Below are 16693 nucleotides of genomic sequence, written 5' to 3'. Positions count from 1 at the left end.
AAACGGAATTGAAGTAATGCTCTACATGACAATGATTGCTTCTATGCTGCTCTTGATTTACAAAAAAGTAAACAATTTAGGATATAAAACAGCTAAAAGACGCATCGCTATGGAACTTCGGGATATGATTACCGCAATTTTAATAATATTTGCGGGGGGTGATCCTGCAAAAGTCTTCAAAACTTAAAACATAAAAAATGGTCGGAAATTTCTTCCGACCATGACTACTATCTCTAGAGCTTTTTTATTTTTTTAATCTTCATTTTCTTCATCACCACCTGTTTCTCCAAAGAAATCATCCCAGTCTGTAAAATCGGAATCAACATCATTTCCCACATAATCATCCATCTCTCGTCTGTCTTTTTTGGTAGGCCTTCCTTCTCCTTTGTTTCTGTAATAGTCTTGTGACATTTTACGAAGTTTCAGTAATTCGTACTGTTCTTTATCGGTAACATCCTTGATATGAAGGGAAACAAGCTTAGCTCCTATTCTGCTTTTAGGAATCTGAATTACCTTTATCTTATAATCAATCTGATTCTTACGGATTTTAATAGTATCTCCTTCTTTTACCTCTTTAGATGACTTTACGGCAGACGTTCCTATAGAAACTCTATTCTTTTTAATCTCCTCTGCTGCAATACTTCTCGTCTTATAAAAACGAATGCTCCATAAAAATTTATCTATTCTCATAATTTTTTATACTTTTGCCGTTATATTATTTGTAAAGTAATTAAAGTTTTTTGAAATGAAAAAAATATTTTTATATATCCTTGCAGGATCTTTGTGTTTTTCTGCTTGTAAGAAAGATGATGATGTATCAACTTATGTAGAACCGGAGGACATTGCTACGCAAAACACATATGATGATCAAGCCATTAGTAAATTCATGAATGAGAATTATCTGGATGCACAGGGTAATATAAAAGCTTTCAGCTCTACTGATACTGCGGATGATAATGAGAAGAAATTATCTGAGTTGTCACCTATAACACTTCCTTCAGGAACGATCTATATCATCAGAACCGGTGCTCAGCCTCCTGCTGATCCTGATCCTAATTATGATCCTACCATCAAAACTGATGATGTTATTAAATTTATGGGAAGAGTTTACTCTTATCTGGCAGTTAATTCTGATGGAAATACTTCATTTCAATCAAAAGCTACTTTTTTAAATACAATTGACGGAAGTGGTATTCCTGCTATTGATCCTATGTATTATTATGTAAAGAAGTCAATTTTAGATGCTGGTACAACTGATGCAGCTAAAAAAGCTAGTTATTATCAAATTTCAGGTTTCAGAGAAGCTTTACAGAAATTTAAATCTTTCAAGAATCTTTCAAGTGAAACACCTTATAACTTACAGGGAGTAATCATCGTTCCTTCAAGAGCTGCTTTTGCAAGAAATCCTCATTATCCTTATTTGAATACTTCTTACAGAAACAAATCTTTTATATTCAACTTTCAGATTTATGGAAGATCTGACAGGCCAAGTGGTGAGAAGCAAACACAGGAACAACAATAATAAAAGATAATTATATAATAAAAAACACCGTCACTGAGACGGTGTTTTTTATGTAAAATGACAATTACGATCTTGCTTTCTGTTTTACATTTCCTAAGATATCCGGGAAATAAAGGTCTGCAAGGTGGTCGAATTCATCTCCTCTCATAAACATGGTAGCATCTACTTCTTCGTAAGAACTTCTTCCGGCAGCAGCAATCAGTTCATTGCAGGTATGAAGAGTGTTTTTATGGAAGTGATATACTCTTTCTGCTTTATCAGTCACATCCAGTCCTTTGATAAGCATTTTATCCTGTGTTGCAACTCCTGTAGGACAGTTGTTTGTATTACATCTCAACGCCTGAATACATCCTAAAGAGAACATAAATCCTCTGGCATTGTTACACATATCTGCACCCATTGAAATGGCTCTCAGAATGTCCAGACTGGTAAGAACCTTTCCGCTGGCAATCACTCTTAATTTATCTCTTACATTGTAATTGTTAAGTGTTCTGTTCACAAATATCAAAGCAGGTTCCAATGGCATCCCTACTCCATCTGAAAACTCTGGCGGAGCTGCTCCTGTTCCTCCTTCTGCACCATCTATGGTAATAAAGTCTGGGTAAATTTTCAGTACATTCATCTGAACGCAGATATCTTCAAATTCTTTGGTATCCCCGATACACAGCTTAAATCCAACTGGCTTTCCTCCTGAAAGTTCTCTCAGCTGCTGTACAAACCTCAACAGTCCTGCTGCGTCTGAGAATGAAGTGTGTGATGGTGGTGAAATAACAGTCATACCCGGTGTTACGTGACGGATGGCTGCAATTTCCGGTGTATTTTTTACGCCTGGAAGTACACCTCCGTGACCTGGTTTTGCTCCCTGTGATAATTTGATTTCAATCATTTTCACATTAGGAAGGTTTGAATATTTAGTGAATAGTTCTGGATTAAATTTTCCTTCTTCGTCACGACATCCAAAGTATCCTGTTCCGATTTGCCAGCAAAGGTCACCTCCTTCCAGATGGTGAGGTGAAATTCCTCCTTCTCCTGTGTTATGGTAAAAGTTTCCTTTTTTAGCTCCTCTGTTTAATGAAATTTGTGCTCTGTCACTCAATGCCCCGAAACTCATTGCTGAAATATTGAATAATGACGCATGGTAAGGCTGTGTACACTGCTCTCCGCCTACCCAAACTCTCGGAAGCTCTTCTGAAGGTGATTTGGCATAAATAGAGTGCTTTATTCCTTCATATTTTCTGTGATTCACTTCCAGCTGTGTACCAAAAGCTACGGTATCACTTAGATTTTTTGCACGTCTGTATACTGCAGAACGCTGATTTCTTGGAAACGGCTTCCCGTCTGTCTCCCTCTCAATAAAGTATTGCTGCATTTCGGGTGAAATACTTTCGAAAAATACCTGAAGTATCCCAATACCGGGAAGTTCCTCAAAATAGCATGTTTCGATTGGTAAGCATTGTAAACACCCAATGCATAGATGACGGATAACAGCGTTGGTATCCAATAATGCGCTCTGATCAGCAGTGCTATAATCCATGTAGCAGCTACTAATACAATTCCCCAAGATAAAAACTTATCTCTCATGAATGTAGTATTTAAAAGTTTAAAAATAAATTTAGTAGAATTTTTACAAAGAGCCTATGCTTTTGCTAAAAAACTTTGGTAAGAAGATTGCACAGAAACCGTGCCATCTGACAGGATTTTTCTAAATTTAGAAATTCAATTTGATTGATGGATGCAGGATCAAAATCTTTCTGGACTCTCACATAGTTTTCTGTGAAGCCAAACATTTTCCCGTCTTTATTTTCGTGCTCCCAAAGAACAGGAAGCGTTTTTCCAAGTTGCGTCTGATAGAATGCCATTTTCTTCTTTTCAGAAAGAATTCTAAGCATTTTATTACGTTTTTTTCTTTCAGGTATCGGAACAATACCCTCCATTGCAGCAGCTTCCGTATTTTCTCTTTCAGAATAGGTAAATACGTGAAGGTAAGTAATAGGAAGTTCATTAAGGAAATTATAAGTATCCATAAATAATTCCTCTGTTTCTCCCGGGAATCCTACAATAACGTCTACACCGATAGCCGCATCAGGCATAACCTCGCGGATCTTGTTAACTCTGTCATTGTACAGTTTAGTCAGGTAACGGCGTTTCATCTTTTTCAAAAGATCATCGCTTCCGGACTGTAACGGGATATGAAAATGCGGAACAAAGCTTTTACTTTTAGAAACCAGCTCTATACTTTCATCTTTTAAAAGATTGGGTTCAATAGAAGATATACGGATTCTTTCGATCCCTTCAACTTTATCCAATTCTGAAATAAGATCAAGGAACGTATGCTCATGTCTTTTATTTCCAAATTCTCCTTTACCATAATCACCGATATTCACACCCGTAAGAACAATTTCTTTGATGTCTTTTGCAGCAATTTCTGTGGCATTTCGTAGAACATTTTCAATAGTATCAGAACGTGAAATTCCTCTGGCTAACGGAATGGTGCAATAAGTACATTTATAATCACATCCATCCTGTACTTTCAGGAAAGCTCTGGTTCTGTCTCCGATAGAATAACTTCCGATAAAGAAATCGGTTTCTTCAATTTCACATGAATGGACTACCCCCTCGCTTTCAGATTTTTCCAAATCATCAAGATAGCTTAGAATATTGAATTTTTCTTTTGCTCCTAAAACAAGGTCAACGCCTTCAATCTGTGAAATTTCTTCAGGCTTTAGCTGTGCGTAGCATCCTACAATAACGACCAGTCCTTCCGGATTGGCTTTCATTGCTCTTTTTACGTGAAGTTTACATTCACGGTCAGCATTTTCTGTCACAGAACAGGTATTGATAACATACACATTCGCTTTATCATCAAAACCTACCTTATCATAACCTGCATCTGTTAATTGACGGGCAATAGTAGATGTTTCTGCAAAGTTGAGTTTGCAGCCAAGTGTATGAAACGCGGCAGTTCTGTGAAAAGTAGACATTTGTTACTCCTGAATTTTATGGGTGCAAAGATAGTAATTTTAATAAGAATCCAAGATTGATTAAATCTATTGTTTATATTCATCCCTTACTTCAGGACTGTTTTGAAAGCAGACGGGTGATGAATGGGCTTCCGGTTCATGGCTTGAAAATTTTGTTTTCATTTCAGTATTAAACTCTTGAGAACGGTTTCTGGCAATAGATAACGTATTCCAGTTTTCATTCTTAATCATTTTTGCGATGTAAACAATCTGACCAATATGATAAGGATAATGAGCCAATTGACGAAGGACAGCATCAATTACCGGATGTGCTTCTCCCCTAATATAGATTACCGAGTAGAGGTTTTCATCATTTATTTTTTCCAGAGCTTCAAAAAGACATTTCCAGCCCTGCTCCCAAAAATCAAGAACCTGATCTTTCGTTGTAAAGGTATTGACAAATTCTCCGTCACGGTTGCGCCAGGGTTTCTCTCCGTCTTCTGTGAGGAAATTGGTCCATCTCGACAGCATATTTCCTGCGATATGTTTCACTATTATGGCAATAGAATTACTTTCTTCATTGTACTGCCAGAACATCTGATCATCAGTCAATTGGCCGAATGTTTTATCACCAAGAGATTTATAGTATTCAAAGCGTTTTACAAACAGGTCTTTCATGCTTTCTATTTTGCTATCTAATGTAACACCTTTAGAAACATAAAACCACCTCAGATGAAGTGGTTTTATCTATGTATTTTATTGATTGTTATTCTCTGTTTTTTACCAATACCCAACCGCTAAATTTGATTGGAGTATTCTTTTTGTCATTTTCATTCCATGTGATAGAGTACCAGTATGTTCCGGTAGGCACTCTTCTTCCGCCCTGGATACCATCCCATTTATAACCGTTTGATCGGTCTGCCTGGAAGATTTTGTTGCCATATCGGTCAAAAACATTCATGATCAGGTTCTGTTTGCTGGCTAATGCTGAATAATCAATCACATCATTTATTCCATCAGCATTAGGGGTAATCACATTAACCAGATTAGGTACTACAATTCCTATTTCTATCGGATCACAGTCGTAAGCATCTTTTACATATACTTTGTGGTCTCCTCTCGAAAGATTATTGAAGACATTGGAATCCTGCCAGATAATATTATCAATGGAATATTTATAAGCCGGATTTCCTCCTATTACGGATATGGTGATGGTATTATTTGAAATATCAATTCCAGAAACAACTGGCTGATCGGAAGGAAGCACTTTCACCGTTTGTGTCGTAATGCATTCTCCGGTTTTCAGTTTCACCCAATATACTCCGATTCCCACTTTGATGGTTCTTGTAGTAGCTCCTGTACTCCATTCGTAACTTTTAAATCCTGCTCCTGCATCCAACGTTGTCTGATCTTCCGCGCAAATGGTTACATCTTTAAGCGTATCAGAATATACAGGCGCAATTACTACCAAAGTAATACGGGCTACGGCATAACATCCCTGTGCATTGGAAACTCTTACATACACAAATCCATTAGGGGCAATATAATTATTGGCATTCAGAATTTCATTGGTCTGATTGACAGCGTCTGACAATGAGGGATAATATTTTTTGGTAGGATTCGTTTGACCTGTTACTGAAGCATTGACAAGATTGAAAGAGGCTGTGGATGGATTGGCTTCGATAAAACATGATCTCAAGGTGACCTCATTCACTACCACTACCGGATTAAACTTCAGGGTAATCTGTGCGATGGCAATACAGCCAAACTCAGATATCACCTTTACATAAATAACCCCCTCCGCAGATACAAAAGCCATAGGAGTTGTAATTTCATTGATACCGGCATTGAGATCCGCCATCGTGTGATAGTATTTCTTCGTAACATTTGGGTTGGCAATAATGTCTGCAGTTGTTAAATCAAACAAGGCAGTTCCTGCATTATTATTGTTACAGGCAGTTAATGTTACATTTTTAACTGTTATGGCTCCGTTTTTAAATTTAAATGTTCCAACCTGTTTACATTTATTAAGCGGATTGGTTGCATTCGTGGGATCGGTATAATTAATACTGTAATAGTAAACTGTAGTTGTATTGACTGTTATAGGAGTTGTAATTGGATTATTCCCTGTTAAAGCATCATTCTGAGTCAGGTGATAGCTTACGCCAAAGTTTTGATTTCCGTTAAGAATCCCAGTAGATAATGTAGAAAAATCAAATGAAGCGGTAGGTGAACATATTACCACTTCTCTTGGGTCTGCAGGATTTGCAGCCGGAATTCCAGGGGGAATAAATGGCTGTGTCTGAATACTCGGATCTGTAAATGGAGAAGCAAGTGTGGCAGTTCCGCCCCAGGTTAAAGAAAATGGAGCTGTTGTAGAACTTGTACTGCTTACCCAGTTATCGATAAACAAATAATAAGTTTGCCCAGGTAAAACATCCAGATATCTGCAATAAGGAGTCTGCGAACCTCCGGCAGCACTTAAAAGAGTGCTTGTCATATTTAATCCTGTTGCAGGACCAGGCCCGATAACCGTTGCAGCGTTACAGCGTATGGGTGATCCCAAGCTTCCACAGGTTACATTTGGACCAAAAATGGCCCAGTCATAATCGGCATCCGGATTATTCGGAACCAGATCAAAAGTAAGCGTTCCTCCTGTAGCAATCGTAATTTTATACCAGATAGAGTTATGCTCACCGGTAAAATCTATACAGCTTCCGGAATTCACCAATTCTTTTATGTTACCGTATCCTGTAGGGCTATAAGTGATATTTGAGTTTCCGCAAACTGAAAGCGCCGTAGCACAATCTGCCTGAGAATAATAAACATGAGAGATACACAGAAGTATGAAGAGTAAAAGTTTTCTCATAGATTATATGTTTTTGTGGTTTATTAGTTATACATCATATTGATATTCAACGTACATCAAATATACCCATATTTTAATTACAAACAATAAAATCTATATAATTTTAAACTATTTTAAATTAAAACACCAAATAATTTAAAATTATTCATCTTAATCCAAATTAAACCAAAGAATAACCAAACTCACAACTTTATTTAATACTTGTAATATTTCCACAAAGATTTTCAAGATGAAATATTTTATGGAAAGGACTTTTTACTTCTTTTAAATGCTCTTTATCCTGAATAAACGTATATCTTGAAGCAATAGAATTCATATCCGAAACAATTACCAGCCAGCATTCATCTACTGAGGTATCATAGTAAGGAAATTTTTCATTTTTCTTTTCGATGAGTTCCAGAATTTTTTCTGAACAGAGTTCATCAAAAAGGCTCATGCTGTATTCATGAGTGATGAACACATTTCTCCGATGGAAGGATTTTCTGATACTTTTTACACAGCCTACCGCTTTATTTTTTTTGATGCTTTTATAAATACTAATAATATTTTCCTGCTGCACTTCCAGATTATCGAATTTTGTTTCTGAGTGGAATTCTAAAAAATAAACACCACGATATTTCGTAGTGTCTTCCTGTTCTAATAATATTTCTGCCTGACGGAACATCTTGTTCAAAGTACTTTCCACTTTCTTCATTTCCAGATGGTTGATTACTTCGGTCAATTCTATTCCGATTTTTTTATCGTTCAGTTTTGCGATAAAGTCCGGACTCTCGCAGGTAAGGTTTTCAAATTTCACATCGGGGAAGTGATGCATAAAAGAGTTGAGAAGAAGAATCTCGGATTTCTTTCTGTATTTTTCACGGTCATGAAGCGGAGATTCGTCTATGGTACGGTGATACTTCTCTATGGGCTTTTTTTTCAAATGCCGATTCAGGTAATATAAACTCAGATTCTTTATCAGATCTTCCTCAGAAAACGTCTTTTTCATGTGTGATTTTTTATTTAATTAAAGAACACATGCAGCCATGGGCTTTCATCGTTAAAAGTTTTTGATAATCAAAAATTTACACACTTAAAGGTAAGTAAAAAAACTATTCAATACTTAGTTTTACGATTAATTTATCTATTAATTAATGTAAAGTTTATTTTCATAATTAATACCTTTGCCTTTTTTAAACACAAATACCTATTTATGGATTTTAAGAATTTCAGAATACCTTACAATATCAACCCCCAATATTCCACAAGAACCGCCTATTTTTCAATGGAATTTGCCATTGAGCAAGTACTTAAAATATATTCAGGAGGACTTGGATTCCTGGCAGGATCTCATATGAGAAGCGCTTACAATCTTAAGCAGGACCTTATCGGAATTGGCATTCTATGGAAATTTGGTTATTATGACCAGGCAAGAAATCATGATCAGACGCTACAGCCAGTATGGACAAAAAAGATGTACAGCTTTCTTGAAGATACCGGAATAAAATTTCAAATCGAAATCCACAGTGCTCCGGTTTGGGTAAAAGTATGGTATCTTGATCCCGAAATTTTCAATACGGCTCCTATGTTTTTCCTTTCTACAGATGTTCCGGAAAATGATCATGTTTCCAAAACAATCTGCCACAAGCTGTATGATGCCAATGAATCTACTAAGCTTGCACAATATATTTTATTAGGAAAAGGAGGCGCACAATTACTGGATGAGCTGAATACAGAAAGAGATGTGTATCATCTTAATGAAGCTCACGGACTTCCGGCAGCGTTTCATCTTTTAAGAAAATACAACGGCGATCTTAATAAAGTCAGAGAAAAACTAGTTTTCACCACGCATACTCCGGAAGAAGCAGGAAATGAAAAACATAATTTCAAACTGTGTTATGACATGTCTTATTTCTCTGGTTACAGCATGGAAGAGGTAAAAAAGATTGAAGGTTCCAATGACGACCGTTTCAATCACTCTCTTTGTGCATTAAGAATGGCAAGAATTGCGAATGGAGTTTCCCAGCTTCATGGGGTAGTTTCCAGAGCGATGTGGAGTAAATATCCCGGCATTTGCGAAATTACATCAATCACCAATGCTCAGGAGTTTAAATATTGGGCAGATAAACCTTTATACAATGCAAAAGATGAGAATGAGGCAGCTGTTTTTGACATCCGTAAAAAGCATTTAAAGAAACAACTTTTCAGCATCGTTGCAGATCAGACAGGGAATTTATTTGATCCTAACGTCTTCACCATTGTCTGGGCGAGAAGATTTGCGGGCTATAAAAGAGCAGATCTCCTTTTACATGACAAAGAGAGATTCTACAGACTTCTGAACAATCCGAAATATCCGGTACAGATTATTTGGGCTGGAAAACCTTATCCAATGGACTACTCGGCTATTTCTACATTCAATACTTTGGTGGAAGAAAGTAAATATCATAAAAATATTGCGGTTCTTACGGGATATGAACTTTCTTTAAGTAAATCTTTAAAACAAGGTTCTGATGTATGGCTTAATAATCCAAGAGTTCCAAGAGAAGCTTCGGGAACATCAGGTATGACGGCTGCTATGAATGGTTCCGTAAATTTATCCACAGATGACGGCTGGATTCCTGAATTTGCCAAACATGGAGAAAACTCTTTCGTAGTTCCTAAGGCAGATTATCATAACATGAGCATCTATGAGCAGGATAATTATGATTTAAACAAATTATATGAAATCCTGGAAAACGAAATTCTTCCAACCTATTATGACCGTCCTGACCAGTGGCGAAAAATCCAGCACAACGCAATGAATGATGTAAAAGATCATTTCAACAGCGACAGGATGGCTGATGAATATTACAGACTGCTTTATAACGAAGCGAAATAATTAATTTGCTTTTCGTTTTTCAATAAAAATGCCCGGAAATTTTTTCCGGGCATTTTATATTAAAGTTTATTTGCTTTTTTTCTTTGGAGGAACTTTCAAACCTTCTTCTCTTGCTTCAGAAATACCGATAGCAATGGCTTGCTTTCTGCTGGTCACTTTCTGTCCGGAAGAAGATTTTAGTTTTCCTTCCTTAAATTCGTGCATTACTTTTCCTACTTTGTCCTGAGCTTTGTCTGAATATTTCGTTTTGCTCATGATGTAATTTTTTTAAGATTTTGGCAGGGAAACCCCTAATTCATAAACGCAGGCATGTTTCAAATACTTTGAACGCTCTCTCGATGTTACCGATTCAAAGTGATCATTTTTAAGCACAATAATCGGGTCTTCTATATTTTCTATTTCAAAATTGGCAAAATACCGCTCATCCGGACTTGTTTTATCATTGCTGGCCTTTATTTTCTGCAGCTCATCCGCATATTTTCGGAATCCAGGATCTGAGGAATGGATAAACTTGTACTCATTGCCTGCCTCCACATGGTAATGAAGCTTTTTCTCTATCAAACCTTCTTCATCAGTAATTTCGGGGTTATCATTTCCGTCTCTAAACACCACTTCTACCAATGTTCCTCCTTTTTTCTGAGCGCATTCTTCTGCGTCATTAAAACTGGAAAAACCTGTATAAACAATCTGATCATTTAATACATAACGGTTCAGTTTCTGGTTATATGCATTCGTTTCCATAATTATCATTTGATTTGATTTATACTTATTATATATTCAATTTTTTTGCCAAATTGCCTTTTCTAAGAAATTTCGTTAATGAATATTTTCAATTATATAAGATCCGAAACTAAAAAACATTTCCCCAGAAAGATGAAGAAAAATGACATCTGACTCTGATTTTTATTTTATATGGTTATGTAAGCAAGAATTATTAAATTTGGAATCATTAAAATTGAAAATGAAAAAACTCCTTTTAACTCTTACTGTGGCTGCGGTATTTCAAAATGTGTCAGCACAGGAAATTACTTTAGATAAAATATATTCTGGATATTACCGTGGAAAAGGAATAGCAGGGATTACTTCAATGAAAAACGGAGAAAATTATCTTGTGATTGAACCTTCAGGAATTGCAAAATATTCTTACAAAACTTCTCAGAAGGAAGGAAATCTTGTGGACGGAAAATTTGAAAGCTATATTTTTTCTGATGATGAATCTAAAATCCTTTTACAGACAGGAAGCCAGCCTATTTACAGACATTCTTTCTTAGGGAAATTTGATGTAAAAGATTTAAAATCCGGAAAAGTAATCAGTCTGAATGAAGGGAAAACAGTTCAGGAGCCAACATTTTCACCTGACGCTACGAAAGTAGCGTTCATTTCTGACAACAATTTGTTCTATCAGGATCTTACCTCAGGAAAAATTATACAGATTACTACAGATGGTAAAAAGAATGCTATCCTGAATGGATTAGCAGACTGGGTTTATGAAGAAGAATTCGGGCATGCAAGACAGTATGAATGGACAAAGAATTCTGATGCTATCGTATTTGTAAAATCTGATGAAAGCCAGGTTCCGGAAATTTATATTCCGATCTATGGAAAAAGTCTTTACCCGGCTGAAATGCGTTATAAGTATCCAAAAGCAGGGGAGAAAAATTCTGTAGTTTCAGCACAGCTATACCGTCTTGATAACGGGAAAACAATGCAGCTGAACTTAGGTTCTTTCAAAAACTACTACATCCAGAATGTATTCCAGACTGCAAAACCGGACGAAATTGTTTTAATTACTTCTGAAAGAATTCAGAATGCTTCAGATATTTTAAAAGTAAATACCAAAACAGGAGCTGTTCAGAAATTATTCACAGAAACGGATGATAAATGGATTGATACCGACAGTCCTACTTTAGAATTCCTTGAGGATGATTCTTTCCTTTGGGCTTCTGAAAGAGACGGAAACCGCCACCTTTACTGGTATGACAAAGATGGCAAGCTTAAAAAGCAGATCACAAAAGGAAACTGGGAGGTAACGGATTATTATGGTTTTAACCAAAAATCTAAAGAAATTTATGTTCAGACTACTGAAAAAGGAAGCATCAATAAAGTTGTTTCTAAAGTAAATATTGACAATGGAAAATCTCAGCTGATCTCTAATGCAGAAGGAAACAATTCTGCCAACTTCAGCAAAAACTATAATTATTTCATTGAAACTTCTTCTACCGCTGCAAGACCATACACTTATGTTTTGAAAGACGGAAACGGAAAAGCAGTGAAAGAGCTTCAGAATAACAATGATCAGTTGCAAAAATTAAAAACCGATAATTTTGTTGAAAAAGAATTCATTACCATTCCAAATGCTGTAGGTGATCAGATGAATGCATGGATCATGAAGCCTAAAAACTTTGATCCGAATAAAAAATATCCTCTGTTTATGTTCCAATATTCAGGCCCTGGTTCTCAGCAGGTTGCTAACTCATGGGATAACGGAAACGCCATGTGGTTCAACCACCTTGTACAAAAAGGATATATTGTGGCGTGTGTAGACGGACGTGGAACGGGCTACAAAGGAGCAAAATATAAGAAAGTAACCTATATGAACTTAGGAAAATATGAGATTGAAGATCAGATCACGGCAGCAAAGTGGTTCGGAAACCAGTCTTATGTTGATAAGAGCAGAATCGGAATGTTCGGATGGAGCTTCGGGGGTTATATGACCAGCTTGGCAATGACTAAAGGGGCTGATGTTTTCAAAGTGGGAATTGCCGTAGCACCTGTTACCAACTGGAGATATTACGATTCTGTGTACACGGAAAGATTCATGAGAACACCTCAGGAAAATCCGGACGGATATGATAAAAATTCACCTACAGAATATGCCAATCTGTTGAAAGGAAAATTCTTATTAATCCACGGAACGGCTGACGATAACGTTCACTTCCAGAACTCTATGGAATTCTCAGAAGCTTTGATTCAAAACAAAAAACAGTTTGATTTCATGGCTTATCCGGATAAAAACCACGGAATTTATGGTGGGCAGACAAGACCTCAACTGTATCAGAAAATGACGGACTTCATTCTGAATAATCTATAATATTCACAATGAGAAAGATTATTTTATCTGCATGTATTTTGTTGTCACTTTCTGTTCAGTCTCAGGTAAAAGCATTAACAGAAGATGGGAAAGAAGTTGTTCTTTTAGACAATAAAACATGGAAATTTGTAAACGAAAGTGACGAAAAAACTCTCGAAACAATTGTAACGAATGAAGAGCCATTTGAAAAAACAAAAGAATCTACGTTCCTTGTAAAAAGTAAAAATGTAGATGGAGGATTTTATTATAATCCTAAAAAATGGAAAATAGTAAAAGCTCCGGAGAGTGCAACTTTTGTAGAATATGCGTTTAATAACATTTCAAATTCTACAGTGTATGCATTATTCGGAAGCGAAATTATGCCGGTTCAGACTTTAAAAAATTTAAAAGTCTGATTCCCATTATCCAAAGAAATTCAGATTATTTTAAATTAAAAAAATCCGAATATAGAACTGTTAATGGGATTAAAGTACTTCATGTGGAATACAGCGCCAATGTTAAAGGACTGGATTTTGAATATATGGCAAACCTTTACCTTACCAGTGGAGGCTATTGTAGTGTATCTACCCATACCTATGCCAATCAGTTTGATGCTAATAAAAATGAAATGGAAAATTTTGTTAATGGTATTGTAAAAGCAGAAAAGAGAGGAACAGATGTTGTAGAAATCAAAGTGGCACCTCCACCGCCAATGGCTCCGAAAAAATCTAAATAATAAAAACTTTCAGAAGTTCTGAAAGGTTTTTTTATATATCATCAAGGATATTTTACCGCTTTATCCAGTTCTATAGGATTATTAAAGGCTTTTAATTTTTTTCTTTCTTTGGCTTCCGCAGGTTTCAGTTCCTCTTTTGTAAGAATTGTTCCGTCATCAAGCTGTAATTTTTTTCCTTCAGGAAGAGTTAACCTTCCGTTCATTATATATTTGAAAGGGTTATCATACAATTCTAATCTTAATTTATTCAATTTAGCATAATCTACAGGAATGGCCCTGGAAATAGAATTCTCTAACGAAACCCGTTTATAATCTTCAGGAATTTTCTCGCTTTTGATGACTTTAAAATAATATTCTTTTTTAGCATCATAAAGCTCCATGATCAGCCCAGGCAAGCCGTTAAATTTATAGGGCCCGTAAGGGATTGGGATATCTTTTGTGAACCATGCCACCCAGCTTCTTCCTCCAAACTCTGTTACAGCTTTTTGAACGGGATAACCTCCAAATGTTTTGGTACTATCTGAAATTTTCCAACGCTGCTCTGCCTTTTCATTAATCTTATAGAAATTTACATCTCCTATATATTCATAATTCTGATATTCATTGCTATTATTTTTTTTAATCAGAAATGAAGTCAGCTTATAACCTTTGTACCCGTACTCATTTTTAGTTAAAAATATTGAATCATTTACATAATAAAGTCTATTGTAATAGGCTATATCATTAGGTGTAGTATCAAGATTAAAATTTTCTTTTATCAGATTCTGAGAAGTAGAATCTTTTTTAGAAGTTACTTCATATACAAATCTGTTACTTTGTGAAAAACAAATAAATGTTCCCAATAATAAAAACAATAGCTTTTTCATAGTTTAATATTTATCCCATCATCTCAGATATGAAATATTCCAAATCTGCTCTGTCATATTCTATAGGGTATTGATATCCATTGATAAAGATATCCGGTGTAAAATTAATATCATTAATATTTCTCCATTTTTTCTGGTTGTTTAAAATAGAAATAACATGATCTTGATTTGTAAACAAATGAGAGTATTTATTATTCCATTTGCTGATACCATTTTTATCTGTTCTTATCGTATACCACTCTTCCAAAGCTACAAAAAAAGTTGTCTTATCTTCCGAATTTTCATAAATGCAGGCCATATGTATATAGGTAGAAGCTAATTCTTCTGAAAAATTATCCAAATCTGCATCCAGCACAAGACGAATATTAATTTTATTACTATAATTATGTATTATTCTCATAAATGTTGGATAGAATTCCTTACAGTATTTACATGAAGGATTGGTTACCAAAGTCAGCGTTAAGTTAGCATCGGAAGTTCCAAAATTAAACGAACTCAAAAAATCATCATTAAGGGTTTTCTTTTGAATTGCAAGGTTATTTCTGAAGAAAGTATAGTTTCTTTTAAACCTCGAACTTTTTACAATTTCTTCTTTCAGTTTATTATTCCAGTTAATTTTCTCCTTTAGATAAAGCAGAAATAAAGCAGAAGCTAAAACAAATAATCCATATAAAACAATAGAAAATGGATTAATCTTTATCAATGCGTTAGGCAAAAAGTACAAAAGAGCCAGCTGAGTATAAACACAAACTATAATACCAATACAAACCGGACATAACTTTTTAATAACAATGATTTGGTAATACAATGAAACAAACGAGACAGGTATAAAGAGATAGAATATATACTTGTATATAAAATAGTAAAAACTCAGATCTTTATAGATTGCTAAAACTATAAAACTGATAATTTGAGAGAAAAAGAATAATAAAGAGATCTCAGATATATCAAAAAACTTCCATTTTTTATAATTAAATACATAATCACAATCTGTTTTCAACATTTTATTCTGGCATACCCCTAAAGGAATGATGGTTCCTTTACCGTGAGTTTTTTTATAAGCTTCATAGGAAAGGAAAATCCCTAAAAATGAAAGTGACACAAATGCGGCACCTGTATAAAAGAAAGAAAAATCCAATAACAAAACAGATAACATGAGAGCGCCCAATAAAATAGAGCTCCATAAGAATAGATTATTTTTTTTGTTTTCGTTGTAAAAGCTTTCTGATTTATCTACTAATAAGACAACATTGGACGCTGAGAGATTATAATTCTTTTTGTCTTCCAATTTAAAGCCTTCATCATTGATGGATATAAAATTTTCAGGTAATAACTCAACATCTTCTTCATCTATTTCAAACACAGAACAATCAATATTAAAAAAATGAAGCGTATCGGAAAAAGACAGAATATTAGGGAATTCCGGATGACCATTTAATTGATATTCAAACTCATTCTTATCAACATGAATATCAATAAGATTTAAATAGCTTGTTAGTATATTAATATTTTTCTTCATAAATACTTAAAAATAATCAGCAATGAAATTTCATTGCTGATTAAGATTTTAATTTTAGTTACAACATCCTCCTCCACATCTTGCACTTCCGTCTCCAGCACAACCAGCTTGTACACAACCGCACTCTACATCTCCACCTCCACCGATTCCGATAGAAGTTCCTCCTCCGTTTCCAATTTTTCCTCCTTTAAGAGATCTTAACTCATTTCTAGATAAACTTGCTTTCTTAATTTTTAAAGAATTGCTTTTCATAATGTTTTAATTAAATATTCTGTGTCATTATTGACTTCTCAA

The 16693-nt window shown here is 35.2% G+C and carries 14 protein-coding genes and 3 pseudogenes; 6 read left to right on the top strand and 11 right to left on the bottom strand.

Annotated elements, in window-relative coordinates; all coding sequences use genetic code 11:
• Positions 1-187: pseudogene (locus BOQ62_RS22680) on the top strand (IS4/IS5 family transposase); the annotation flags it as partial.
• A 65-nt stretch (positions 188-252) separates the two neighbouring features.
• Here BOQ62_RS22680 and BOQ62_RS21620 read toward each other — a convergent pair.
• Positions 253-690, bottom strand: a complete 438-nt coding sequence (locus BOQ62_RS21620) for an RNA-binding S4 domain-containing protein (RefSeq protein WP_129042398.1) — start codon at positions 688-690, stop codon at positions 253-255.
• Between the two features lie 55 nt (positions 691-745).
• On the opposite strand from BOQ62_RS21620, the gene BOQ62_RS21615 reads away from it, so the two are divergent.
• Positions 746-1522: a hypothetical protein gene (locus tag BOQ62_RS21615; protein WP_129042397.1), complete on the top strand. Its 777-nt coding sequence runs from the start codon at positions 746-748 to the stop codon at positions 1520-1522.
• Between the two features lie 64 nt (positions 1523-1586).
• Here the strand turns inward: BOQ62_RS21615 and BOQ62_RS21610 are convergent.
• From BOQ62_RS21610 to BOQ62_RS21590, 5 genes and pseudogenes are all read right to left on the bottom strand, one after another.
• A pseudogene (locus BOQ62_RS21610) lies at positions 1587-3103 on the bottom strand (FMN-binding glutamate synthase family protein).
• Between the two features lie 54 nt (positions 3104-3157).
• Positions 3158-4503: pseudogene (gene mtaB / locus BOQ62_RS21605) on the bottom strand (tRNA (N(6)-L-threonylcarbamoyladenosine(37)-C(2))-methylthiotransferase MtaB).
• A gap of 66 nt (positions 4504-4569) precedes the next feature.
• Complete coding sequence (locus BOQ62_RS21600) at positions 4570-5160, bottom strand: DUF1572 family protein (RefSeq protein WP_129042396.1); 591 nt, start codon at positions 5158-5160, stop codon at positions 4570-4572.
• An 88-nt stretch (positions 5161-5248) separates the two neighbouring features.
• Positions 5249-7351: a T9SS type B sorting domain-containing protein gene (locus BOQ62_RS21595; RefSeq protein ID WP_129042395.1), complete on the bottom strand. Its 2103-nt coding sequence runs from the start codon at positions 7349-7351 to the stop codon at positions 5249-5251.
• A gap of 190 nt (positions 7352-7541) precedes the next feature.
• Positions 7542-8339, bottom strand: a complete 798-nt coding sequence (locus BOQ62_RS21590; RefSeq protein ID WP_129042394.1) for a hypothetical protein — start codon at positions 8337-8339, stop codon at positions 7542-7544.
• A 204-nt stretch (positions 8340-8543) separates the two neighbouring features.
• On the opposite strand from BOQ62_RS21590, the gene glgP reads away from it, so the two are divergent.
• Positions 8544-10208 carry an alpha-glucan family phosphorylase gene (glgP, locus tag BOQ62_RS21585; RefSeq protein WP_129042393.1) on the top strand — a complete coding sequence of 555 codons (1665 nt, stop codon included), beginning with the start codon at positions 8544-8546 and terminating at the stop codon, positions 10206-10208.
• A 66-nt stretch (positions 10209-10274) separates the two neighbouring features.
• On the opposite strand, the gene BOQ62_RS21580 is transcribed toward glgP, so the two are convergent.
• Complete coding sequence (locus tag BOQ62_RS21580) at positions 10275-10463, bottom strand: DUF6496 domain-containing protein (RefSeq protein ID WP_129042392.1); 189 nt, start codon at positions 10461-10463, stop codon at positions 10275-10277.
• Between the two features lie 12 nt (positions 10464-10475).
• Positions 10476-10949, bottom strand: coding sequence for a hypothetical protein (locus tag BOQ62_RS21575; protein ID WP_129042391.1), 474 nt, complete (start codon positions 10947-10949; stop codon positions 10476-10478).
• Between the two features lie 220 nt (positions 10950-11169).
• On the opposite strand from BOQ62_RS21575, the gene BOQ62_RS21570 reads away from it, so the two are divergent.
• The 3 genes from BOQ62_RS21570 to BOQ62_RS21560 all read left to right on the top strand — a co-directional run bounded on the left by BOQ62_RS21570 (position 11170) and on the right by BOQ62_RS21560 (position 14014).
• Positions 11170-13299 carry a S9 family peptidase gene (locus BOQ62_RS21570; RefSeq protein ID WP_129042390.1) on the top strand — a complete coding sequence of 710 codons (2130 nt, stop codon included), beginning with the start codon at positions 11170-11172 and terminating at the stop codon, positions 13297-13299.
• Between the two features lie 8 nt (positions 13300-13307).
• Positions 13308-13694 carry a hypothetical protein gene (locus BOQ62_RS21565; RefSeq protein ID WP_129042389.1) on the top strand — a complete coding sequence of 129 codons (387 nt, stop codon included), beginning with the start codon at positions 13308-13310 and terminating at the stop codon, positions 13692-13694.
• Between the two features lie 83 nt (positions 13695-13777).
• Entirely contained in the window at positions 13778-14014 is a 237-nt protein-coding gene (locus tag BOQ62_RS21560; protein ID WP_129042388.1) for a hypothetical protein, read from the top strand.
• 41 nt (positions 14015-14055) lie between these two features.
• Here BOQ62_RS21560 and BOQ62_RS21555 read toward each other — a convergent pair whose 3' ends face one another.
• The 3 genes from BOQ62_RS21555 to BOQ62_RS21545 are packed head-to-tail and all read right to left on the bottom strand — an operon-like array spanning position 14056 to position 16651.
• On the bottom strand, positions 14056-14880 hold the full coding sequence (locus BOQ62_RS21555; protein ID WP_129042387.1) for a GLPGLI family protein: 825 nt from the start codon (positions 14878-14880) through the stop codon (positions 14056-14058).
• A gap of 10 nt (positions 14881-14890) precedes the next feature.
• Complete coding sequence (locus BOQ62_RS21550; RefSeq protein WP_129042386.1) at positions 14891-16399, bottom strand: thioredoxin domain-containing protein; 1509 nt, start codon at positions 16397-16399, stop codon at positions 14891-14893.
• A gap of 54 nt (positions 16400-16453) precedes the next feature.
• Entirely contained in the window at positions 16454-16651 is a 198-nt protein-coding gene (locus BOQ62_RS21545) for a hypothetical protein (protein ID WP_129042385.1), read from the bottom strand.
• Positions 16652-16693: the final 42 nt, after the last annotated feature.

Origin of the sequence: Chryseobacterium sp. CH21 (assembly GCF_004119445.1) — a bacterium.
Classification (GTDB): Bacteria; Bacteroidota; Bacteroidia; order Flavobacteriales; family Weeksellaceae; genus Chryseobacterium.
Note: the sequence above shows the minus strand (reverse complement) of the source record. Positions and strands in the feature narration are given on the sequence as shown.

Bases quoted from the DNA above. Each gene is read 5' to 3' on its own strand.
- BOQ62_RS21545 (WP_129042385.1), bottom strand. From the start codon at position 16,651: ATGAAAAGCAATTCTTTAAAAATTAAGAAAGCAAGTTTATCTAGAAAT.
- BOQ62_RS21575 (WP_129042391.1), bottom strand. From the start codon at position 10,949: ATGGAAACGAATGCATATAACCAGAAACTGAACCGTTATGTATTAAAT.
- BOQ62_RS21590 (WP_129042394.1), bottom strand. From the start codon at position 8,339: ATGAAAAAGACGTTTTCTGAGGAAGATCTGATAAAGAATCTGAGTTTA.
- BOQ62_RS21620 (WP_129042398.1), bottom strand. From the start codon at position 690: ATGAGAATAGATAAATTTTTATGGAGCATTCGTTTTTATAAGACGAGA.
- BOQ62_RS21550 (WP_129042386.1), bottom strand. From the start codon at position 16,399: ATGAAGAAAAATATTAATATACTAACAAGCTATTTAAATCTTATTGAT.
- glgP (WP_129042393.1), top strand. From the start codon at position 8,544: ATGGATTTTAAGAATTTCAGAATACCTTACAATATCAACCCCCAATAT.
- BOQ62_RS21555 (WP_129042387.1), bottom strand. From the start codon at position 14,880: ATGAAAAAGCTATTGTTTTTATTATTGGGAACATTTATTTGTTTTTCA.
- BOQ62_RS21615 (WP_129042397.1), top strand. From the start codon at position 746: ATGAAAAAAATATTTTTATATATCCTTGCAGGATCTTTGTGTTTTTCT.
- BOQ62_RS21580 (WP_129042392.1), bottom strand. From the start codon at position 10,463: ATGAGCAAAACGAAATATTCAGACAAAGCTCAGGACAAAGTAGGAAAA.
- BOQ62_RS21570 (WP_129042390.1), top strand. From the start codon at position 11,170: ATGAAAAAACTCCTTTTAACTCTTACTGTGGCTGCGGTATTTCAAAAT.
- BOQ62_RS21565 (WP_129042389.1), top strand. From the start codon at position 13,308: ATGAGAAAGATTATTTTATCTGCATGTATTTTGTTGTCACTTTCTGTT.
- BOQ62_RS21600 (WP_129042396.1), bottom strand. From the start codon at position 5,160: ATGAAAGACCTGTTTGTAAAACGCTTTGAATACTATAAATCTCTTGGT.
- BOQ62_RS21595 (WP_129042395.1), bottom strand. From the start codon at position 7,351: ATGAGAAAACTTTTACTCTTCATACTTCTGTGTATCTCTCATGTTTAT.